19 protein-coding genes are annotated in these 21283 nt (G+C 52.2%); 11 read left to right on the top strand and 8 right to left on the bottom strand.

The window, feature by feature from the left end; translation table 11 throughout:
• Nucleotides 1-129 precede the first annotated feature (129 nt).
• The 4 genes from lldD to OGV74_RS02040 all read right to left on the bottom strand — a co-directional run bounded on the left by lldD (nt 130) and on the right by OGV74_RS02040 (nt 4371).
• Nucleotides 130-1320, bottom strand: a complete 1191-nt coding sequence (gene lldD, locus OGV74_RS02025) for an FMN-dependent L-lactate dehydrogenase LldD (protein ID WP_044714161.1) — start codon at nt 1318-1320, stop codon at nt 130-132.
• Nucleotides 1317-2093: a transcriptional regulator LldR gene (gene lldR / locus OGV74_RS02030; RefSeq protein WP_060855187.1), complete on the bottom strand. Its 777-nt coding sequence runs from the start codon at nt 2091-2093 to the stop codon at nt 1317-1319. The genes lldD and lldR overlap by 4 nt, the downstream gene beginning before the upstream one ends.
• Nucleotides 2090-3745 (bottom strand): L-lactate permease, encoded by a 1656-nt coding sequence (lldP, locus tag OGV74_RS02035; RefSeq protein WP_003837651.1) that lies wholly within the window; start codon nt 3743-3745, stop codon nt 2090-2092. Before lldP ends, lldR begins: the two co-directional genes overlap by 4 nt.
• 263 nt (nt 3746-4008) lie before the next feature.
• Nucleotides 4009-4371 (bottom strand): YibL family ribosome-associated protein, encoded by a 363-nt coding sequence (locus tag OGV74_RS02040; protein WP_003024174.1) that lies wholly within the window; start codon nt 4369-4371, stop codon nt 4009-4011.
• Between the two features lie 292 nt (nt 4372-4663).
• Here OGV74_RS02040 and OGV74_RS02045 point away from each other — a divergent pair, with 292 nt between their 5' ends.
• Nucleotides 4664-4870 (top strand): hypothetical protein, encoded by a 207-nt coding sequence (locus OGV74_RS02045; protein ID WP_003024176.1) that lies wholly within the window; start codon nt 4664-4666, stop codon nt 4868-4870.
• A 12-nt stretch (nt 4871-4882) separates the two neighbouring features.
• Here OGV74_RS02045 and mtlR read toward each other — a convergent pair whose 3' ends face one another.
• From mtlR to mtlA, 3 genes are all read right to left on the bottom strand, one after another.
• Entirely contained in the window at nt 4883-5470 is a 588-nt protein-coding gene (gene mtlR / locus OGV74_RS02050) for a mannitol operon repressor MtlR (RefSeq protein WP_003024179.1), read from the bottom strand.
• Nucleotides 5470-6618 (bottom strand): mannitol-1-phosphate 5-dehydrogenase, encoded by a 1149-nt coding sequence (gene mtlD, locus OGV74_RS02055; RefSeq protein WP_286520229.1) that lies wholly within the window; start codon nt 6616-6618, stop codon nt 5470-5472. Before mtlD ends, mtlR begins: the two co-directional genes overlap by 1 nt.
• A 220-nt stretch (nt 6619-6838) precedes the next feature.
• Nucleotides 6839-8755 carry a PTS mannitol transporter subunit IICBA gene (mtlA, locus tag OGV74_RS02060; RefSeq protein WP_003024181.1) on the bottom strand — a complete coding sequence of 639 codons (1917 nt, stop codon included), beginning with the start codon at nt 8753-8755 and terminating at the stop codon, nt 6839-6841.
• Nucleotides 8756-9286: 531 nt separating this feature from the next.
• Between mtlA and OGV74_RS02065 the strand changes: the two genes are divergently transcribed.
• The 9 genes from OGV74_RS02065 (at nt 9287) to OGV74_RS02105 (ending at nt 19447) form a co-directional block, all read left to right on the top strand.
• Entirely contained in the window at nt 9287-9649 is a 363-nt protein-coding gene (locus tag OGV74_RS02065) for a DUF3302 domain-containing protein (protein WP_003024186.1), read from the top strand.
• A gap of 2 nt (nt 9650-9651) precedes the next feature.
• Nucleotides 9652-10788, top strand: a complete 1137-nt coding sequence (locus OGV74_RS02070) for an HlyD family secretion protein (RefSeq protein WP_003024188.1) — start codon at nt 9652-9654, stop codon at nt 10786-10788.
• A 70-nt stretch (nt 10789-10858) separates the two neighbouring features.
• Nucleotides 10859-11467, top strand: coding sequence for a glutathione S-transferase (locus OGV74_RS02075; protein WP_003024191.1), 609 nt, complete (start codon nt 10859-10861; stop codon nt 11465-11467).
• A gap of 98 nt (nt 11468-11565) precedes the next feature.
• Nucleotides 11566-12957 (top strand): L-seryl-tRNA(Sec) selenium transferase, encoded by a 1392-nt coding sequence (gene selA / locus OGV74_RS02080; RefSeq protein ID WP_286520231.1) that lies wholly within the window; start codon nt 11566-11568, stop codon nt 12955-12957.
• The gene (selB, locus tag OGV74_RS02085) at nt 12954-14798 is read left to right on the top strand and encodes a selenocysteine-specific translation elongation factor (protein WP_071696656.1); all 1845 of its coding nucleotides are present in this window, start codon (nt 12954-12956) and stop codon (nt 14796-14798) included. Before selA ends, selB begins: the two co-directional genes overlap by 4 nt.
• 189 nt (nt 14799-14987) lie before the next feature.
• On the top strand, nt 14988-16139 hold the full coding sequence (gene yiaY / locus OGV74_RS02090; RefSeq protein ID WP_003844555.1) for an L-threonine dehydrogenase: 1152 nt from the start codon (nt 14988-14990) through the stop codon (nt 16137-16139).
• A 92-nt stretch (nt 16140-16231) separates the two neighbouring features.
• A complete protein-coding gene (aldB, locus tag OGV74_RS02095; protein ID WP_003837670.1) occupies nt 16232-17770 on the top strand; it encodes an aldehyde dehydrogenase AldB in 1539 nt (512 codons plus the stop codon).
• A gap of 211 nt (nt 17771-17981) precedes the next feature.
• Complete coding sequence (locus tag OGV74_RS02100) at nt 17982-18305, top strand: DUF3302 domain-containing protein (protein ID WP_003024200.1); 324 nt, start codon at nt 17982-17984, stop codon at nt 18303-18305.
• Nucleotides 18306-18310: 5 nt separating this feature from the next.
• Nucleotides 18311-19447 carry an HlyD family secretion protein gene (locus OGV74_RS02105; RefSeq protein ID WP_003024202.1) on the top strand — a complete coding sequence of 379 codons (1137 nt, stop codon included), beginning with the start codon at nt 18311-18313 and terminating at the stop codon, nt 19445-19447.
• A gap of 7 nt (nt 19448-19454) precedes the next feature.
• Here OGV74_RS02105 and OGV74_RS02110 read toward each other — a convergent pair whose 3' ends face one another.
• Nucleotides 19455-20417: a LysR family transcriptional regulator gene (locus OGV74_RS02110; protein ID WP_003844559.1), complete on the bottom strand. Its 963-nt coding sequence runs from the start codon at nt 20415-20417 to the stop codon at nt 19455-19457.
• 121 nt (nt 20418-20538) lie between these two features.
• Between OGV74_RS02110 and OGV74_RS02115 the strand changes: the two genes are divergently transcribed.
• Nucleotides 20539-21279 (top strand): MipA/OmpV family protein, encoded by a 741-nt coding sequence (locus OGV74_RS02115; protein ID WP_003024206.1) that lies wholly within the window; start codon nt 20539-20541, stop codon nt 21277-21279.
• Nucleotides 21280-21283 lie beyond the last annotated feature (4 nt).

Genomic DNA, 21283 nt, shown 5'->3' on the forward strand with positions numbered 1-21283 from the left:
TCTGACAGGTGGATAAAAAGTTGTCAAATATATTGGTTATAAATGTTAACTAGTCGTTATTTTTGGATGAAAAATGGTCGGGCTGAGAACAGACCGACCATGCAGAAAGTGGGTTTTATGGGGATATTGTTACGCCGCGCTACCCTGAACCAGAGGTGCCAGCGCAGCAGGCAGGCTTTTTCCAAGTTCTTGTACCAGCGAATCATGACTGATGTCGCTAATCGATTTTGCACCGGTCAGGGTCATTGCCACCTTCATCTCTTTCTCGATCAGATTCAGCAGATTCGCTACCCCAGCCTGACCGTGGGTTGCCAGCGCGTACAGATAAGCACGTCCCAGCAGAACACTATCCGCGCCCAGCGCAATCATGCGTACGACGTCCAGACCGTTGCGGATCCCGCTGTCTGCCAGAATGGTGATATCGCCTTTTACCGCATCGGCAATAGCGGGTAACGCGCGAGCTGAAGACAGCACGCCGTCTAACTGGCGACCACCGTGGTTAGAGACAACGATGCCATCAGCGCCGAAGCGTACGGCGTCGCGAGCATCTTCAGGATCGAGGATCCCTTTGATCACCATCGGACCATCCCAAAATTCGCGGATCCACTCGAGGTCTTTCCAGGAAATTGACGGATCGAAGTTATTCGCCAGCCAACCGATGTAATCCTCAAGGCCGGTGGGTTTGCCAAGATAGGTCGAGATATTGCCTAAATCATGCGGGCGACCGTTCAGGCCAACGTCCCATGCCCATTGTGGATGGGTGACTGCCTGCCAGTAGCGGCGCAGTGCGGCATTTGGGCCGCTCATCCCGGAATGGGCGTCACGGTAGCGTGCGCCAGGTGTTGGCATATCGACGGTAAAAACTAGCGTGGAGCAACCTGCCGCTTTGGCTCGTTCCAGGGCGTTACGCATAAAGCCGCGATCGCGCAGAACATACAGCTGAAACCACATCGGACGCTTGATAGTCGGGGCGACTTCTTCAATCGGGCATACGGATACTGTGGAAAGCGTAAACGGAATGCCTTTGGCATCAGCGGCGGCGGCGGCCTGAACTTCGCCCCGACGCGCATACATGCCGCACAGACCGACAGGTGCAAGGGCCACCGGCATGGAGAGCGTTTCGTTGAACAGCTTTGTCTCCAGGCTCAGGTCGGACATATTCTTCAGCACGCGCTGGCGAAGGGCCACCTCCGACAGGTCTGCCACGTTACGGCGCAAAGTGTGCTCTGCATACGCCCCACCGTCAATATAGTGGAACAAGAAGGGGGGTAGGATGCGCTGGGCTGCGGCGCGATAGTCGCTGGCTGCTGAAATAATCATGTGTTGTTCTCCCTGCTATTCTCACCAGGGTCACCGGGCAGGCGGGTGATTCGCGCCTGGCGGGCCTGATCTTCATCAAATCGTTTAATCGTGGTGTGGACAAAACTGAGGTGCGCCATCATCGCTTTACGCGCGCCGTCGGCATCTCCGCCAACAATCGCATCCAGTACGGCCTGATGCTGTGCCGTCAGCTGTGAAAATACGGGCGGCACGAGGTACATACGCTGGCGGCTCTGTTTCACCGAAGACTGCAATACGTCGAAGAAACCGCGCATGGTCTGTAACAGCACCACGTTGTGTGAGGCCTCTGCAATGGCGAGATGAAAGCGAACGTCTGCCTGCGAGGCGAGATCTGGATCTTCGCTTTGTGTGGCCTCGAAACAGAGCCTGATCTTCTCTTTGTCGGCAGCAGTGGCGCGCATGGCGGCGTGCCAGGCGGTGCTGGCTTCGATGGCGTGGCGGGCTTCCAGAATATCGAAACTGTAATCAGGATCGTCCGCCAGCAGGGTTTTCAGCGGCTGAACGATGTTTTGTTCGGACCACGCTTCATGCTGCCAGCGGATAAACGTCCCACCGCCACGACGGCTAATCAGTACGCCTTCACTCACCAGCTTTGCTAACGCCTCGCGCAGCGAGTTGCGCGATACGCCGAGCTGTACGGCCAACTGACGCTCAGCGGGCAACTTCATGCCCGCTTCCAGCTGTTGTTCTTCAATCAGCGCCCGCACACGAGATGCGACTTCGTCTGACAGGCGTCTGGGCATCACTATCATGGAATCATCCAGGTTAAGACATAGGCCTGCAGCGTGGTAATCACACCCACCATGCAGGTGAAAATCAGACTGTGCTTCACGGTAAAGCGGAACAGGTCAGACTCTTTTCCCACTAATCCCACTGCCGCACAGGCGATAGCGATAGATTGCGGAGAGATCATTTTTCCGGTCACGCCGCCGGTGGTATTTGCAGCCACCATTAATACATCCGAAACACCGATTTGCTGAGCGGCCGTGGCCTGTAGGGCGGCAAACAGTGCGTTTGATGAGGTGTCGGATCCAGTCAGGAATACCCCCAGCCAGCCGAGGAACGGCGAAAAGAAGGTAAATGCGCTGCCGGTGTGCGCCAGGGCCAATGCCAGGGTGGATGAAAGCCCGGAGTAGTTAGAGATAAAGGCGAATGCCAGCACCATCCCGATGGAGTAGATAGGTAGCGCCAGATCTTTCAGCGTGCTACCAAAGGTCTGAAGCGCAGCAGACGGCTTCATCTTCAGCCAGACGATGGACAGCAGGGCGGCAAACAGTATTGCGGTACCGGTCGCGGAGAACCAGTCAAATTTGTACACCGCCGCGTAGGCTGTGGCTTCGTGTACGACCGGCGGCATACGGGCAACCAGCTTGTCGAGGAACGGAACCGGAATATTGACTACCCAGTGGTACATCGCGCCGCCTGGCGCAAACAGCGCTTTAAACGGCGGTATACTCCACAGCGTGACGGTAGCTGTCAGGAACAGGAACGGCGACCAGGCGCGGATGATTTGCCCGGCGGTGTAGCGGGTGCGCGACAGATCCATATCGACCTGCGAAGCGCCCATATCACCAAAGCGGAAGATGCGTACCGGCTGCCAGCGCTTCAGGAACAGCGTCAGACAGACCAGGGAAACCAGAGAAGAGATGATGTCCGGCAGTTCCGGTCCGATAAAGTTAGAGCTGAGATACTGCGCGATAGCAAACGAGCCGCCAGCGACCATCACCGCAGGCCAGGTTTCTTTCACGCCACGCCAGCCATCCATAATCGCCATAATCCAGAACAGCACGATAATGGTCAGGAACGGCAGTTGACGGCCCACCATCTGGCCAATCTCGAAGCTGTCCAGCCCTGTAACCTGACCGGCAACCAGAATCGGAATGCCCATTGCCCCAAAAGCGACTGGAGCGGTGTTTACGATCAAGCACAAACCTGCCGCATACAGCGGGTTAAAGCCAAGGCCAACCAGCAGCGCGGCGGTAATCGCTACTGGAGCACCGAAGCCTGCCGCCCCTTCGAGGAATGCCCCAAAGGAGAAACCGACAATCAGCATTTGCAGACGCTGGTCTGGGGTAATCGAGAGTATCGAGGAGCGGATAATGTCGAACTGCCCAGTCTTCACCGAGATTTTATAGACGAATACCGCGGCGATAATGATCCAGGCAATTGGCCACAGACCGTAGAAGAAACCGTACACTACGGATGCCAGAGCGTGATCGACCGGCATTTTGTAAAACAGCAGGGCGACCGACAAAGCGATCACCACCGTCCATGACGCCGCAACGTAGCCTTTCAGCTTGAGCTTAATCAGGGCGAAGAAAAAGAACAGGATGGGGAGCGATGCGATCAGACTGGAAAGCCAGATGTTACCGGCCGGGTCGTAGTTCTGTTGCCAGAGATTCATTGCAGGTCTCCTGGGGGCCGCCGACATAATGGAATGAGTCTTTGCTCAAATCTTCGTCACATTATGTGTAAAAGTGGCCCTGCCAATATTGTTGTGTAGGGGTAATGACAATGAATGGTTAATCAAATGTTATTTATTGGCAACGGTATTGTACGCACATTTTAATGAAATGTGAGGTGCTGGTATGATCTGGCTAAAATTGGTAGGGCCAATTTCGAGGGGGAAGTGAAGGACCGGGCAAGCGGATGTTGCCCGGTGGGAGATCAGAACTCGCTCTTCGCGAAGCCCGTCATCTCTTTCAGGCCCATTTCACGGCCAAGCTCGGTCATCGGGTGAACGACAATCAGGCCGCGCACGCTCTTCTTCAGCTTGCCCATGTCGGCCTGTTCTTTTTTGGTGATGGTACGACGGAAAGGGAGTTTCGTCAGCTTTTGCGCTTCTTTGCTCAGCTTCTGACCATGGACTTCACGCAGACGCGCAATCTCGTTTTCCAGAGTTTCTTTCTCTTGCTCCAACTCAGCATATTTGTCGGCGGCTTCAACCAGAGACAGGTCAGCCTGCTGGTGGCGGATAGCGTCCAGACGATCGCTCAGGCGTTTAATTTCGTTTTTTTCGACTTCTTTCATAGGATAGCTTCTGATAAAAATAGGATGAATATCCTATAGTATGCGCGCAGAGCGGGATTATTCACAACTAATCGAAGATAAATAATCAAATGTTGCAAGTATTATTCAGCTAATGAAAATATTACTATTTTGATTAATAAGGAATTTTAAGCGATAAGATCGACCATGGCGCATTTTGTTGGCGGGTTCATAGTGAAGCACGTTTTCCTTAATGTAATTGCCAAACCGATCCTAAACTTAAATGATCAACCGCGCAGGCTGAGCGCGGTTAATACATGGAGGAGGGAAGATTATGGCGAAAATAGGTGAGAACGTTTCGGCTCTAATTGATAAGACGGTCGATTTTATGGCTTCAAGCCAGGCTTTTCGCGAGTATCTGAATAAAACACCGCCACGCAACGTTGTCCCTTCTGAAATACCGCAGGAGAATGCGCAGTTGTATCTGCAACGTCTGGCGTACTATCGGCAGCTTTATCGACCGCAGCAGGAAGAGAAATAAGCAAGCATCGTCTTATTTTTGAAAGGCTTTTTTTAAGCTGATTTTAGAAATCAGCTCGGTCAGGGAAAGTACCATCGTGGAGCGCACCATCTGCTGGTAGCGCTGGATCTGCATCGCGTGCAGACCTGAGTCTGAGGTATCAAACTGCGGTGGCGGCGGGAGTGCCGTCACGCAGTGGAGTTCGCCAAACGGACCAAGAATTTCGTCGTCGGTGAACGCATATTCATTGCCGTCATGGTTTAACTCTTCCCGCAGCGCCATCAGAAGCTCGGCGTCTTCATACTCCGGTCGGCTGAGCACGCCCAGACCGTAGATGAGCTTCAGGCGAACGGAAAGATCGCCCAGCGGACCGTCGCCGTCAAGCAGTGGTTCTACAGCATATTTCACCGCATAGTCGTCTTTGCGAAATACCTGAAGCACAAGAATATTCACCGCCTCGGTGAGCAGTTCTACGGCGGTGATGAGGAAGCTGCGTACGGTTTTGCCAGCATTCAGACGCTCAAGCACACGATTTTCAAAGGCCTGCGTTTGTTCCATTATTGCCTGCATATCTGACAATCTATTATTCAGGCGCAGGATATCCTGCGCCAGGTCCTGCATCATTTCTTTGCGTTATACGCGTTAACAGCCTCAAGCACGACATCGCTGTTGGCATCCAGCCCGGAAACTTGCGCCAGCGCGGCCTGTGGACCTTTTTCGTCAATCAGCGCGGCCAGTTCCTGTGCCTGCGGATCTTCTTCGCTGCGATAGTGCATCGCTGCCGCAATACCGATAACCAGATTCGCATGCGGCAAACTATACTCCAGCGTACCCAGCAGCGGTTTAATCAGACGATCTCCCGCGCTCAGCTTACGCAGCGGCTGACGACCCACGCGCTCAACGTCATCTTTCAGATACGGGTTTTCAAAGCGACCGAGGATTTTCTGAATGTATGCCGCATGTTTTGCTGCATCAAAACCATAGCGTTTGATCAGTACCGCGCCGCTCTCTTCCATCGCACCTTTTACCACTGCGCGGATTTTCTCGTCGAGAATCGCGTCACGGATGGTCTGATGACCGGTCAATTTTCCGAGGTACGCGGTTATAGCATGCCCGGTGTTCAGCGTGAAGAGTTTACGTTCGACAAATGCCATTAGGTTATCAGTTAATTCCATTCCTGGAATATTTGGTAGTTCACCTTTGAACTGTGTTTTGTCGACAATCCACTCACTGAAGGTTTCTACGGTAACTTCCAGCGGGTCATTGGTTGCTGAAGCCGAAGGTGGAACAATGCGGTCCACGGCGGAATCGACGAAGCCAACATGTTCTTCAACCCAGGCTTTGTCTTCATCTGCCAGCGCGTTCATTACATGGCCTTTCAACTGGGTCGTTCCGCGCACCATGTTTTCACAGGCGATGATATTCAGCGGAGTAGCTATACCCTGTGCCTTGCGTTTAACCAGCCCTTTGGCGATGGCCGGAGCGATACGCTCAAGCACGACTGGACCGACGGCGGTAGTGACTAAATCTACATGGGCAATCAGGTCGACGACATCATCGCCGATGCTGCGCACGGCGTTGACGCCGGAGACGGTATCAACCTGTTCGTTTTCACCTACGACATGAACCTGATAGCTATGACGGGCATTCAGGGCATCGAGTACGACCTGATTTACATCCGCGAACGTCAGCTGTATCCCCGCGTCCGCCAGCAGTTTGCCGATAAAGCCACGACCGATATTACCTGCGCCAAAATGTAATGCTTTCATAGTATTAACCTTCATCAATGTTTTTACCCAAGAGGGCTGGGGTGAGGCTTTTCCCTCAACCTAACCCTCTCCACAAGGGAGAGGATATCGCCTTCATATTTCGAACTGCAGATGCGTTGGCTCTCCTCGCTCACCCCAGTCACGTACTTATGTACGCTCCTGGGGATTCACTGCGTTGCCGCCTTCCTGCAGCTCGAACTATTTTGGAGATACTTAACCGTTAAGCTTTTTTACCCGCCAGCAGCTCCAGAACTTCATCCACGCTGGTGGTATGGGCCAGACGTTCGATCACGGATTCGTCATCCAGCGCGTTGGTCAGGCTGGTAATCACCTGGATGTGCTCGTTGTTACGTGCTGCGATACCAATCACCAGGCGGGCAATATCATCTTCTTCTTCACCGAAGCGAACGCCTTCCGGGTACTGGCAGAACACCACACCGGTTTTCAGCACACGGTCTTTGGCTTCAACCGTTCCGTGCGGTACTGCAATGGACTCGCCGAGGTAAGTCGGAGTCAGTTTTTCGCGGTCCAGCATCGCCTCGACGTATTCTGGCTCAACGTAACCGCCTTTCACCAGTTGCTCACCAGCAAAGCGAATTGCTTCCTCTTTGTTAGTGGCTTTACGACCGAGGAAGATATTCTCCGCACCCAGTTTGAACAGGTGAGTATCACCCTCTTCAAAGCTGTCTTTCAGGTGATCGCGGACTTTCTCTTCGTTCACGTTGTGGCGCTGTGCAGCGACCAGACGTTCGGTCAGGTTGGAGTACAGGCCGCTGTCGAGGAAGTTGGTCAGCGAAATGTGCTGTGCCTGAGGCACCTGGCGCATCGCGCGTTCGGTCAGGTCACGGTGGGTAATGACCAGATCCACATCCGGCGGCAGATTGTTAATCGCGCTGTTAGTAACGGAAATCTGAGACAGACCTGCATCCTGCACTTTCTTACGCAGTACGCCCGCACCCATGGCGCTGGAACCCATACCGGCATCGCAGGCAACAATGATTTTACGCACATGGCTCAGGTCGTTGGTCACGTCGCCAGCCGCCAGCGGAGATGCGCCTTTGGATTCCGCTTTCATGTCGTGCATACGACGGGTTGCGGCATCAATGTCATCATCTTCTTTTACTTTGCTGGTTTTCAGCAGAATGGCTGAAACCACAAAGGAGACTGCCATAGCAGCACAGATAGCAGCGATGTTAGCGAAGTAAGCGCCCTTCGGCGTCATGGCCAGCACGGCCAGGATAGAACCCGGAGAGGCCGGAGAAACCAGACCGCCGTTCAGGATAGTCAGGGTAAATACGCCAGTCATACCGCCGAGGATAACGGCCAGGATCAGACGTGGGTTCATCAGCACGTACGGGAAGTAAATTTCGTGGATACCACCCAGGAAGTGGATGATTGCCGCGCCGCCCGCAGACTGCTTAGCGCTGCCGCGACCGAAGAACATGTATGCCAGCAGAACGCCCATACCCGGACCCGGGTTAGCTTCAATCAGGAAGAAGATGGATTTGCCCATCTCATGGGACTGCTGAATACCCAGCGGTGAGAAAATACCGTGGTTGATGGCGTTGTTGAGGAACAGGATTTTCGCCGGTTCAACGAAGATAGACGCCAGCGGCAGCATGTCATGGACAACCATGAAGTTAACGCCTGCCGCCAGGATTTTGGACAGTGCTTCAACCAATGGGCCAATGCCAAGGAATGCCAGAATGGCGAGGATCATCCCGATGATGCCTGCGGAGAAGTTATTCACCAGCATCTCAAAACCGGACTTGATCTTACCGTCTACCCAGTTGTCGAAATGTTTGATAGCCCAGCCGCCCAGCGGACCTGCGATCATCGCGCCGAGGAACATTGGCATATCTGCACCGACGATAACGCCCATGGTGGTGATAGCACCAACCACGCCGCCACGTTCGCCGCCAACCAGCTTACCACCGGTATAACCGATCAGGAGCGGCAGCAGATAGGTGATCATAGGACCGACAAGCTTCGCCAGCGTTTCGTTCGGCAACCACCCTGTCGGAATGAATAATGCGGTGATAATACCCCACGCGATAAACGCGCCGATATTTGGCATCACCATGTTGCTGAGGAATCGACCAAAGCTTTGCACCTTGATCTTAATATCGGATGACATAAAAACACCCCTTCTTATGTTTGCTATCGCGCAGGCTGAAAGCCCGAGGTTTGTTAATGTAGCGGCAGGAGGTAGCCGGACCCTGTAGATACTGCGAAATCTGGCACTGAATCGTTCAACTGTCCAGTCGATGACCTTTTATGTGATATTCGTCACGTAAATATAGGGTGTATGGCGTTAGTTAATGTGATCTTAATCACAAAATATCGGTACAAAAAAACATCACTGGATCAGAATTCGCCAAAAATGGGGGGTAAATGTGAACTGATTCACATTTTATCCTTTGCTGTTTGTTGAATCTTTGTGATGCAGATCGCAAAGTATTTTCATCTGCATTTGCTCGGATGTGATCTACAGCAGGTTCTACCCCCCGATATTTTTATTGCAAAAGAAAGCAACTTCTCACCAGAAAAAATATTTATTTTGTGGTATGGCGAAAACCCCAAACTGCAGTTATGTTCAAAACATCAGCCTGGGTGCATGCGGCTGCCGGCATAAAAAAACTCTAATTAGCGTGAATTCGAGGCAGGTATGTTTCTAAATTATTTCGCACTGGGCGTGCTGATCTTCGTCTTTCTGGTTCTGTTTTACGGAATCATCGCCATTCACGATATTCCCTATAACATGGCTAAAAAACGCAACCATCCTCATGCTGATGCCATTCATACGGCGGGTTGGATTAGCCTGTTTACACTCCATGCAATATGGCCGTTCCTGTGGATTTGGGCGACGCTCTACCAGCCTGAACGTGGGTGGGGCATGCAATCACACATCATGTCGAACGGAAAGGACCCAGACCCCGAGATTGCCGCACTGGCCGCGCGCATCACCCAGTTGGAAAAAAGACTGGATGGGGAGAAGAAAACAGATTACTCCACCTTTCCGGAGATTTAATCATGGATTTGTTGATAGTCCTGACCTATGTGGCCTTTGCCTGGGCCATCTTTAAAATATTCCGTATTCCGGTAAACCAATGGACGCTCGCTACTGCTGCATTAGGTGGGGTATTCATTGTTGCGGGACTGATCTTATTAATGAACTATAACCACCCGTATACCTTTACGGCGCAAAAAGCGGTTATTTCAATTCCGATCACTCCGCAAGTCACAGGAATTGTTAGTGAGGTAACGGATAAAAATAATCAGTTGATTAAAAAAGGCGAAGTGTTATTTAAACTCGATCCAGGCCGCTATCAGGCACGTGTTGACAGACTGCAGGCTGATCTTGTTACCGCCACACACAACATCGACAATCTGAAAGCCCAACTTTCTGAAGCCGTCGCCAACACTACCCGCGTTTCCGCTGAACGCGATCGTCTGTATAAAGATTATCAACGCTATTTGAAGGGCAGCCAGGCGAAGGTTAATCCCTTCTCTGAAAGCGATATCGACAACGCCCGGCAGAACTATCTGGCACAGGACGCGCTGGTAAAAGGTTCCGTTGCCGAACAGACGCAGATTCAGAGTCAGTTAGACAGTATGGTCAACGGGGAGCAATCTCAGGTTGCGTCTCTGCGCGCTCAGCTCGCTGAAGCCAAATACAATCTTGAGCAGACTATCGTCCGTGCCCCCAGCAACGGCTATGTTACGCAGGTGCTTATTCGGCCCGGGACCTACGCCGCCGCGCTACCTCTGCGCCCGGTGATGGTATTTATTCCAGAACAGAAACGGCAAATTGTGGCGCAATTCCGCCAGAACTCGTTGCTGCGTCTTAAACCGGGTGATGAAGCGGAAGTGGTCTTCAACGCGCTGCCTGGTCAGGTTTTCTCCGGTAAGTTGACCTCCATTCTTCCGGTTGTGCCGGGCGGTTCTTATCAGGCGCAGGGGGCATTACAGTCCTTAACGGTGGTGCCGGGTACCGATGGCGTGCTGGCTACGATTGAGTTGGATCCTAATGCCGATGTGGATGCGCTGCCGGACGGTATCTATGCCCAGGTGGCGGTCTATTCCGACCATTTCGCTCACGTGTCAGTGATGCGTAAAGTGCTGCTGCGCATGACCAGCTGGATGCATTATCTTTATTTGGATCATTGAGATCGTCATCACCTGCCATTTACGGCGACCTGAGCCATACTGATATTTTTGTTGGCAAAAAGGACCCGGCATGAAACTCATTGGCAGCTATACCAGCCCTTTTGTGCGTAAAATTTCTATTCTGTTACTGGAAAAGGGCATCACCTTCGAATTTGTGAATGAACTTCCCTATAGCGCGGATAGTGGCGTGGCGCGTTATAACCCGCTAGGAAAAGTACCCGCGTTGGTCACCGATGAGGGTGAGTACTGGTTTGACTCTCCGATCATCGCAGAATACATAGAGCTGCTGGATATTGCGCCAGCCATGCTACCGGGTGAACCGTTAGCGGCACTCAAAGTTCGTCAACTGGAAGCGCTGGCCGACGGTATTATGGATGCGGGATTAGTCTCGGTGCGCGAGCAGGCTCGCCCCGCCGCGCAGCAGTCAGAAACTGAATTGTTACGCCAGCGGGAGAAGATCACCCGCAGTCTGGATATGCTGGAAGGCTATCTGGCGGACGGTACGCTGAAAACGGATACGGTTAACCTGGCTACCATCGCGATTGCCTGTGCCGTCGGTTATCTCAATTTCCGTCGGGTCGCGCCCGGCTGGTGTGTGGACCGCCCACGTCTGGTCAAACTGGTGGAAACGCTTTTTCAACGCGAAAGTTTTGCCCGCACAGAACCGCCAAAGGCTTGATGCAGATAATACCTGCCTGAGCAAAGTCACGGTACAATCCTTCCTATATCGATAGCCCTCTCCGCGGTGGAGAGGGCCACCAACAGCCAGGCCCTTTCATGACAACCGACATGCGTTCACTCTACAGCCAGCTTCCCGCTATCGATCGTTTATTGCGCGATAGCGCCTTCCCAGCCTTACGTGAATCTCACGGTCATACCCGGGTGGTTGACCTGCTGCGTCATATGCTTGACGAAGCCAGAGATACGATTCGCGACACGCACGCGCTCCCGGCATGGTGTGAGGACTGGGCGCAAGAAGCCAGCGCCCGTCTGGAACGAGAATCGCAAAGCGCGCTGCGTCCGGTGATTAACCTGACCGGAACGGTGCTGCATACCAACCTTGGGCGAGCGTCGCAGGCCGAAGAAGCGATCGAGGCGGTGGTGCAAGCAATGCGCACGCCAGTGACGCTGGAATATAGCCTGGATGATGCCGGACGTGGACATCGGGATCGGGCGCTGGCGGATTTACTCTGTCGTCTGACGGGAGCGGAGGACGCCTGTATCGTCAATAACAATGCGGCAGCGGTTTTACTGATGCTGGCCGCCACGGCCAACGGCAAAGAGGTGGTCGTTTCGCGCGGTGAGCTGGTGGAAATTGGCGGCGCGTTTCGTATTCCGGACGTGATGTGCCAGGCCGGATGTGTTCTGCGCGAAGTCGGTACCACCAACCGGACCCATGCGAAAGATTACCGTCAGGCGGTGAATGAAAATACCGCTCTGCTGATGAAAGTCCATACCAGTAATTACAGCATTGAAGGCTTTACGAAGTCGGTGGATGAGGCTGAGCTGGCCGCTATTGGCAAGGAACTGGATGTGCCGGTGGTGGCGGATCTCGGCAGCGGATCACTGGTCGATCTCAGCCAGTATGGATTACCGCAGGAGCCGATGCCGCAACAGCTGATTGCCGCTGGCGTCAGTCTGGTGAGCTTCTCTGGCGATAAATTACTGGGCGGGCCGCAGGCCGGGATTATCGTCGGTAAAAAAGAGATGATCGCTCGCTTACAGAGCCATCCGCTGAAACGCGCATTACGGGCTGATAAAATGACACTGGCTGCGCTGGAAGCGACGCTGCGACTCTACCTGCACCCGGAAGCGCTGGCGCTGAAGTTGCCGACGTTACGCCAGCTCACTCGCTCGCAGGAGGCTGTCCACGCGCAGGCCCAACACTTACAGGCACGGCTTGCCGAGCATTACGGTGACGAATTCGCCCTGAACGTCATGCCTTGCCTGTCGCAAATTGGCAGCGGCTCGCTACCGGTTGATAGGCTGCCCAGCGCGGCATTAACCTTTACCCCCCATGACGGACGCGGTAGCCGCCTCGAAGCACTGGCCGCCCGTTGGCGTGCACTGCCCGTGCCGATCATTGGCCGGATTTATGATGGCCGCATGTGGCTGGATCTGCGCTGTCTTGAAGACGAGACCCGGTTTATGGAGATGATGCTGAAATGATTATTGCAACCGCCGGACACGTTGACCACGGAAAAACAACGTTATTACAGGCGATTACCGGCGTGAATGCCGACCGTCTGCCGGAAGAAAAAAAGCGCGGCATGACCATCGATCTCGGCTATGCCTACTGGCCGCAGCCGGACGGGCGGATACTGGGATTTATCGATGTACCCGGACACGAAAAGTTTCTGTCTAACATGCTGGCGGGTGTTGGTGGGATTGATCACGCGCTGCTGGTGGTGGCGTGTGATGACGGCGTGATGGCGCAAACGCGTGAGCATTTGCAAATTCTGCAACTGACGGGTAATCCGCAGATCACCGTGGCGCTTACGAAAGCCGACCGCGTGGACGAAGCAAGAATTGAAGAGGTGCGTGCGGAAATTCAGGCCACGCTGGGGAATTATGGTTTCGCGGAGTCGGTGCTTTTCGTCACTGCCGCCAGTGAAGGCCGTGGCATCGAGGAACTGCGCGAACATTTGCTGCAATTAACGTCGCGCGAGCATGCCCGCGATCACAGCTTTCGCCTGGCGATTGACCGTGCCTTTACGGTCAAAGGCGCGGGACTGGTGGTGACCGGGACGGCGCTCAGCGGTGAAGTGAATGTCGGTGACACACTGTGGCTCACGGGCGTCAACAAACCGATGCGCGTACGTAGCCTGCATGCACAAAATCAGGCCACCGATCGCGCGCAGGCGGGACAACGTATTGCGCTAAATATTGCCGGTGATGCGCAAAAAGAAGAACTTAACCGCGGCGACTGGCTGCTTGCTGATGCGCCGCCAGAGGCGTTTACCCGCGTGATTGTCTCTTTAGAGCATGCGGCACCGCTGACGCAGTGGCAACCGTTGCATATTCACCACGCTGCCAGCCACGTTACCGGGAGAATCTCGCTGCTTGAAGGGACGCTGGCGGAACTGGTGTTTGATACGCCGCTCTGGCTCGCCGATAACGATCGTCTGGTGCTGCGCGATATTTCGGCTCGCACGACGCTGGCCGGTGCGCGCGTGGTCACGCTCAATCCGCCGCGTCGCGGGAAGCGTAAGCCGGAATATTTGCAGTGGCTGTCGGCGTTGGAAAACGCACAGAGTGATGGTGACGCTCTGGCGCTGCACCTGACGCGTGGAGCGGTAAATATTCCCGACTTCGCCTGGGCGCGTCAGCTCAACGGTAACGGCATGCGTCCGTTGATCGAGCAGCATGGTTTTATTCAGGCAGGATACAGTCTGTTGGATGCCACTGTTGCAGCGCGCTGGCAGCGCAAAATCCTCGATACGCTGGCGACTTACCACGACCAGCACCGCGATGAGCCTGGACCTGGGCGCGAACGCCTGCGCCGGATGGCTTTGCCGATGGAAGATGAAGCGCTGGTCCTGCTGCTGATTGAAAAGATGCGCGAGAGCGGCGTCATCCATAGTCATCATGGCTGGCTGCATTTGCCCGATCACAAGGCCGGTTTCAGCGATGAGCAGCAGGCTATCTGGCAAAAAGCAGAACCGCTTTTTGGCGATGAGCCGTGGTGGGTGCGCGACCTGGCAAAACAGACGGGCACGGATGAGCAAATGATGCGTGTGGTGTTACGACAAGCGGCGCAGCAAGGCATCATCACCGCGATCGTGAAAGATCGTTATTACCGTAACGATCGGATAGTGGCCTTTGCCAATATGATCCGCGAACTGGATCAGGAAAGGGGATCGACATGTGCCGCTGATTTTCGCGACAGGCTTAACATCGGGCGCAAATTGGCTATTCAGATTCTGGAATATTTTGATCGCATTGGTTTTACTCGCCGTCGGGGAAATGATCATTTATTACGCGATGCATTGCTGTTCCCCGAAAAGTAATGAAACAATTAATTCAGGAATTAAATGAATTAATACAAAATAGATATTGATTGAAATAAGCACATTAGATTATGAACCTAATGTGCTTTTTAATTGTGGTTGTTATTAAAACAACAACCATGATCATATTCTGTTGGATATTTCACTCGTATGCTTCCTGACTCTTTTAGAGTAATTAAGGATCGTACAATGGCTGCTTCAACATTTTTTATTCCTTCCGTGAATGTAATCGGCGCTGATTCATTAAAAGACGCAATGAATACAATGGCGGAATATGGTTTTCGCCGTACGCTGATTGTCACGGATGCCATGCTGACGAAATTAGGTATGGCTGGCGAGATTCAAAAGGCATTACAGGAACGTGATATTTTCAGCGTAATTTACGATGGTACGCATCCTAATCCCACAACCAGCAACGTTGCCGCTGGCCTGCAAATGTTGACTGAAAACGACTGTGATAGCGTTATTTCTCTCGGTGGCGGTTCTCCACACGATTGTGCAAAAGGTATTGCGCTGGTGGCGGCTAATGGTGGGGATATTCGCGATTACGAAGGTGTAGACCGTTCTGCAAAACCGCAGCTGCCGATGATCGCCATCAACACCACGGCGGGTACGGCATCTGAAATGACCCGCTTCTGCATCATCACCGATGAAGTACGCCACATTAAAATGGCGATTGTCGATAAGCACGTTACGCCGCTGCTGTCGGTTAACGACTCCTCGCTGATGGTCGGCATGCCGAAGTCTCTGACGGCGGCTACCGGTATGGATGCGTTAACCCACGCTATCGAAGCCTACGTGTCGATTGCTGCCACGCCGATTACCGATGCATGTGCGCTGAAAGCGGTCACCATGATTGCGCAAAACCTGCCGGTCGCCGTTGAAGAGGGCAGTAATGCTCAGGCGCGCGAAGCCATGGCCTATGCGCAGTTCCTCGCAGGTATGGCCTTTAACAATGCCTCTCTTGGCTACGTGCATGCAATGGCGCACCAACTGGGTGGCTTCTACGATCTGCCACACGGAGTATGTAATGCCGTACTGCTGCCGCATGTACAGGTATTTAATAGTAAAGTTGCTGCCGCCCGCCTGCGCGATTGCGCCTCGGCAATGGGTGTGAACGTTGCTGGTCTGAGCGAAGAGCAAGGGGCAGAAGCCTGCATCGCGGCGATCCGCGAACTGGCGCAGAAAGTGAATATACCGGCCGGTCTGCGTGAGCTGAACGTGAAGGAAGAAGATTTTGCCGTTCTGGCGACTAATGCCCTGAAAGATGCCTGTGGTTTCACTAACCCGATTCAGGCGACACATGAAGAAATCATGGCGATTTATCGTGCTGCCATGTAATTCGTGATACCTGTCGTAAAGCAGTAAAAGGCTGGCGAATAATTCGCCAGTCCCGTCTACCCTTGTAGTACCCCTACAGCAAGGAGACGGTCATGACCAATAACCCCCCTTCAACGCGTATTTACCCCGGCGAGTATGGTTACCCCCTGAAGTTAAAAGCCCGATACGATAACTTTATCGGTGGTGACTGGGTCGCCCCCGTGGACGGCGAGTATTACCAAAACCTGACGCCGGTAACCGGGCAATTACTGTGCGAAGTGGCCTCTTCCGGCAAAAAGGACATCGATCTGGCACTGGATGCCGCGCATAAAGTAAAAGATAAATGGGCGCAGACTTCCGTGCAGGACAGGGCGGCGATTTTGTTCAAAATTGCCGATCGTATGGAGCAAAATCTGGAGCTGCTGGCAACGGCTGAAACCTGGGATAACGGTAAACCCATCCGCGAAACCAGCGCGGCCGATGTGCCGCTGGCAATTGACCATTTCCGCTATTTTGCCTCCTGTATTCGTGCGCAGGAAGGGGGAATCAGCGAGGTTGATAGCGAAACCGTGGCTTATCACTTCCATGAACCTCTTGGCGTGGTAGGGCAAATTATCCCGTGGAACTTCCCGCTGCTGATGGCCAGCTGGAAGATGGCACCCGCGCTGGCGGCGGGTAACTGCGTGGTGCTTAAACCTGCGCGCCTGACGCCGCTGTCCGTACTGTTGCTGATGGAAGTCATCGGCGATCTGCTCCCGCCTGGCGTGGTGAACGTGGTAAACGGCGCGGGTGGGGAGATCGGTGAGTATCTGGCGACGTCAAAACGTATTGCGAAAGTGGCGTTTACCGGCTCAACGGAAGTTGGGCAGCAGATCATGCAGTACGCCACGCAGAACATTATTCCTGTCACGCTGGAACTGGGCGGGAAATCACCCAATATCTTCTTCGCGGACGTGATGGATGAAGAAGATGCGTTCTTTGACAAAGCGCTGGAAGGTTTTGCATTGTTTGCCTTCAACCAGGGCGAAGTGTGTACCTGTCCGAGTCGTGCGCTGGTTCAGGAATCCATTTATGAACGTTTTATGGAAAGAGCCATTCGTCGGGTGGAAAGTATCCGTAGCGGCAACCCGTTAGACAGCGTGACGCAAATGGGCGCGCAGGTGTCGCATGGTCAACTGGAAACTATTCTGAATTACATCGACATTGGTAAGAAAGAAGGAGCAGATGTTCTCACCGGCGGGCGGCGCAAGCAGCTGGATGGCGAGTTAAAAGAGGGGTACTACCTCGAACCAACCATTCTGTTTGGTAAGAACAACATGCGGGTTTTCCAGGAGGAGATCTTCGGGCCGGTTCTGGCTGTCACAACGTTTAAAACCATGGAAGAGGCGCTGGAAATCGCTAATGACACCCAATATGGGCTTGGTGCTGGTGTCTGGAGTCGTAATGGAAATCTGGCGTACAAAATGGGACGTGGGATTCAGGCAGGGCGAGTTTGGACCAACTGTTACCATGCGTATCCGGCACATGCGGCGTTTGGTGGCTATAAGCAGTCGGGCATCGGGCGCGAGACGCATAAGATGATGCTTGAACATTATCAGCAAACCAAGTGCCTGTTGGTGAGCTACTCTGATAAACCACTGGGGCTGTTTTAATTTCACGTCTCTTACTGCCCGGTCGCGTTTAGCGTACCGGGCATCAAGTTATGTCCTGCAGCTCGAAAGACGACGTGTATATATAGAAACCCATATATCGTTATATAAATAAGAAAATTGCATCCAGTCTGGTCATTCCAATACTATTATCAACTCTATTGTTTAAATCAAATTGCATCTGAATTCCTTAATTTAAATCCCTGAGGCAAATATGTTCCTTAATTATTTTGCATTAGGAGTGCTTATTTTTGTATTCCTGGTCATTTTTTACGGGATTATTATTCTGCATGATATTCCCTATCTAATTGCAAAGAAACGTAACCACCCCCATGCCGACGCAATACATGTTGCGGGTTGGGTTAGTTTGTTTACCTTACATGTTATTTGGCCCTTTTTATGGATCTGGGCAACGCTTTATCGTCCGGAGCGCGGATGGGGTATGCAGAGCGCGGATTCTTCCCTGATCCAGCTTCAGGCAAGGGTTGCGGATCTGGAAAAGAAACTGGGTGAGGCCAAGACCTCTCCGGCGGAGTAATATCGATGGATTTACTAATTGTTCTGACCTATGTGGCGTGTGCATGGTCAATATTTAAAATATTTAAAATTCCTGTAAATAAATGGACAGTTCCTACCGCAGCATTAGGCGGTATATTCATTGTTTGCGGGCTTATATTACTGATGAATTATAACCATCCGTATACCTTTAAAGCACAAAAGGCGGTAATTTCTATTCCCGTGGTGCCGCAGGTAACGGGTGTAGTGACAGAAGTGACGGATAAGAAGAATACGCTAATCAAAAAAGGCGAGGTTCTGTTTAAGCTTAATCCAGGGCGTTATCAGGCACGGGTCGATCGCCTGAAAGCTGATATTGTCACCGCACAGCATAAAGAGCAGGCTCTGGTTGCGCAGTTAGACGAAATGATAGCCAACACGCAGCGGGCAAAGGCCACGCGTGACAAACTGGCAAAAGATTACCAGCGCTATGCGCAGGGTAGTCAGGCGAAGGTGAATCCTTTTTCTGAACGCGATATTGATGCGGCGCGGCAAAACTATCTGGCGCAGGAAGCGTCGGTGAAATCTTCCGTCGCGGAGCAGCAGCAAATCCAGAGTCAGTTAGACAGCCTGATACTGGGCGAGAATTCGCAAATTGCCAGCCTGAAAGCGCAGTTAGCCGAAGCGGAGTTCAACCTGGACCAGACTGTGGTTCGCGCGCCCAGCGATGGCTATGTGACGCAGGTGCTGATGCGCCCGGGAACCTATGCCGCCGCGCTGCCGATGCGTCCGGTGATGGTATTCATCCCGGATCAAAAAAGGCAAATTATCGCCCAGTTCCGTCAGAACTCGCTGCTGCGTCTGGAACCTGGCGATGAAGCGGAAGTGGTATTTAACGCGCTGCCGGGTAAGGTATTCAGCGGTAAACTGGCTGCAATTAGTCCGGCAGTGCCGGGCGGGACATACCAGTCGAATGGGGCGCTGCAATCCTTAAATTCTACGCCCGGTTCGGAAGGGGTAATCGCCACGATTGAGCTGAATGATAATGCGGAGGTTAGCGCGTTACCTGATGGGATCTACGCGCAGGTCGCGGTTTATTCTGACCACTTCGAACATGTGTCCGTCATGCGCAAAGTCTTGTTGCGCATGACCAGTTGGGTACATTACCTGTATCTCGATCATTAAACTCAGGCTATTTTGCTTGCTCAGTCTGCTGATCCAGAGACTGAGCAAGTTGCCGGCGAATCTCCGCCAACATCTCATCAAGAATAAACTGTACCCGCCATGGCTGATATTCACGTTTGCGGAAAATCGCCACCAGATCCAGCCACCATTCATGCTGTCCGGAGAAACACGGAACCAGCCCGTTAGGCTGACTTTCTTTTTGTACGCTCGCCTTCGGTGCAAAAACAATGCCCAGATGGTTTCGCGCCAACGACAGCGCAGATTGCGTATTGTCGCAAACATAATTACCCGTTACGCGATAGTCATGCATCTCTTTACCTCCGGGGGAGGAGAATCGCCAAATGTTAGCATCATCAATCATCATGGAATCAATCAGAATACAGGAGTGATGCTCAAGTTCTTCAGGAGTGCTGATGGGATGTTGGGCCAGGTATTGATTACTGGCGAAAGCGGTAACCACATATTTGGTAATAAAACTGGCGACCAAAGATTCATCTTTTGGATGTGCATAAGTAATTAAAACATCACAGTCATCTGGAAATTCGACTCCTTCATAAAAGGCTTTACGTTCCAGGTTATAGGTTTTTAGCACCAGACTGATATCGCCAATATCCATAATTTTTGCAATAACATGTTGCGATAAGTAAGCGATAATTCCGGTTGGTGCATATACCGTTACTTTTCCACGTTTCTCGTGCTTATAATCAGCAATGAAATTATTTAACTGCTCGTTTCTGTCTAACATGTCATTGATGTAAGGAAGTAACGCTATACCAAACGGCGTGAGGGTCAGTTGCCGGGTGGTGCGGTCAAACACCTTTAATCCAACTTTTGATTCAAAATCAGCAAGATATTTACTGACGTTGGCCTGTGCGATGCCGAGAACAGTCGCGGCATGACTGATATTTTCACTGGCAGCGATTACCGAAATAATCTTCAACTCCCGGTGTTTAAGTTGTAATTTATTCATCGCCAAGCCCAATATATATAATTTTTTATATATTACTATATAAATATGAACCTTGCACCGATGAAATTGTAAGCATTATTATGCACCAGTTTTGTAGCTTATTTTAAAATGGAATGTTGGCATGTTAATTAAACACAATATTGTGGCGCTGCTCGCCTTTTCTTTTATGGCGAGTGCAACTGCCGCAGAGTTTTCTATTGGCGCTGGTGCTGTATATAATGAATCACCTTATCGCGGGTATAATGATAATGTTCACGCAGTACCGCTAGTCAGTTACGAAAGTGAATCATTTTATTTTAGGCAAACAACGCTAGGTTATATTTTGTCTAAGAGTGAAAGTAATGAATTTAGTATTACTGCCTCTTATATGCCGCTTGAGTTTGATCCCGGCGATAATGACGATCATGCGATGAAAAAGCTGGATAAGCGTGACGCAACTGCAATGGCGGGTGCCGCGTGGTATCACCATGAAAGATGGGGTAGCGTGAAAGTCTCCGCCGCTGCGGATGTGCTGGACAACAGTAATGGCTGGGTAGGGGAAGTTTCACTGTTCCGTCCAATGCCGATGGGCAAGCTGACGCTGACGCCATCGATTGGCGTGCTCTACTATGACGAAAACTTCAATGAATACTACTACGGCATATCGGGTAATGAGTCCCGTCGTAGTGGCTTATCAAGCTATTCCCCAGGCGATAGCTGGACACCGTATGTTGGCCTGTCCGCTAAATACGCATTGACCACTAACCTGACGCTGCTGGCAAGCGCCAATTATAGCGCACTGCCGGATGACATTAAAAATAGCCCGATGGTTGATCGCGATGACAGCTTTACCTTTATGTCCGGTCTGACCTGGCGTTTCTGATTCT

This window comes from Citrobacter sp. Cf116 (genome assembly GCF_030336505.1).
Taxonomy (GTDB): Bacteria; Pseudomonadota; Gammaproteobacteria; order Enterobacterales; family Enterobacteriaceae; genus Citrobacter; species Citrobacter freundii.

What these genes read in the sequence shown, in the direction of transcription:
- OGV74_RS02100 (WP_003024200.1), top strand. Translation starts at nt 17,982, where the DNA reads ATGTTCCTTAATTATTTTGCATTAGGAGTGCTTATTTTTGTATTCCTG.
- OGV74_RS02110 (WP_003844559.1), bottom strand. Translation starts at nt 20,417, where the DNA reads ATGAATAAATTACAACTTAAACACCGGGAGTTGAAGATTATTTCGGTA.
- OGV74_RS02115 (WP_003024206.1), top strand. Translation starts at nt 20,539, where the DNA reads ATGTTAATTAAACACAATATTGTGGCGCTGCTCGCCTTTTCTTTTATG.
- mtlD (WP_286520229.1), bottom strand. Translation starts at nt 6,618, where the DNA reads ATGAAAGCATTACATTTTGGCGCAGGTAATATCGGTCGTGGCTTTATC.
- yiaY (WP_003844555.1), top strand. Translation starts at nt 14,988, where the DNA reads ATGGCTGCTTCAACATTTTTTATTCCTTCCGTGAATGTAATCGGCGCT.
- OGV74_RS02065 (WP_003024186.1), top strand. Translation starts at nt 9,287, where the DNA reads ATGTTTCTAAATTATTTCGCACTGGGCGTGCTGATCTTCGTCTTTCTG.
- OGV74_RS02045 (WP_003024176.1), top strand. Translation starts at nt 4,664, where the DNA reads ATGGCGAAAATAGGTGAGAACGTTTCGGCTCTAATTGATAAGACGGTC.
- lldP (WP_003837651.1), bottom strand. Translation starts at nt 3,745, where the DNA reads ATGAATCTCTGGCAACAGAACTACGACCCGGCCGGTAACATCTGGCTT.
- mtlR (WP_003024179.1), bottom strand. Translation starts at nt 5,470, where the DNA reads ATGCAGGACCTGGCGCAGGATATCCTGCGCCTGAATAATAGATTGTCA.
- selA (WP_286520231.1), top strand. Translation starts at nt 11,566, where the DNA reads ATGACAACCGACATGCGTTCACTCTACAGCCAGCTTCCCGCTATCGAT.
- mtlA (WP_003024181.1), bottom strand. Translation starts at nt 8,755, where the DNA reads ATGTCATCCGATATTAAGATCAAGGTGCAAAGCTTTGGTCGATTCCTC.
- aldB (WP_003837670.1), top strand. Translation starts at nt 16,232, where the DNA reads ATGACCAATAACCCCCCTTCAACGCGTATTTACCCCGGCGAGTATGGT.
- OGV74_RS02075 (WP_003024191.1), top strand. Translation starts at nt 10,859, where the DNA reads ATGAAACTCATTGGCAGCTATACCAGCCCTTTTGTGCGTAAAATTTCT.
- lldR (WP_060855187.1), bottom strand. Translation starts at nt 2,093, where the DNA reads ATGATAGTGATGCCCAGACGCCTGTCAGACGAAGTCGCATCTCGTGTG.
- OGV74_RS02040 (WP_003024174.1), bottom strand. Translation starts at nt 4,371, where the DNA reads ATGAAAGAAGTCGAAAAAAACGAAATTAAACGCCTGAGCGATCGTCTG.
- OGV74_RS02070 (WP_003024188.1), top strand. Translation starts at nt 9,652, where the DNA reads ATGGATTTGTTGATAGTCCTGACCTATGTGGCCTTTGCCTGGGCCATC.
- OGV74_RS02105 (WP_003024202.1), top strand. Translation starts at nt 18,311, where the DNA reads ATGGATTTACTAATTGTTCTGACCTATGTGGCGTGTGCATGGTCAATA.
- selB (WP_071696656.1), top strand. Translation starts at nt 12,954, where the DNA reads ATGATTATTGCAACCGCCGGACACGTTGACCACGGAAAAACAACGTTA.
- lldD (WP_044714161.1), bottom strand. Translation starts at nt 1,320, where the DNA reads ATGATTATTTCAGCAGCCAGCGACTATCGCGCCGCAGCCCAGCGCATC.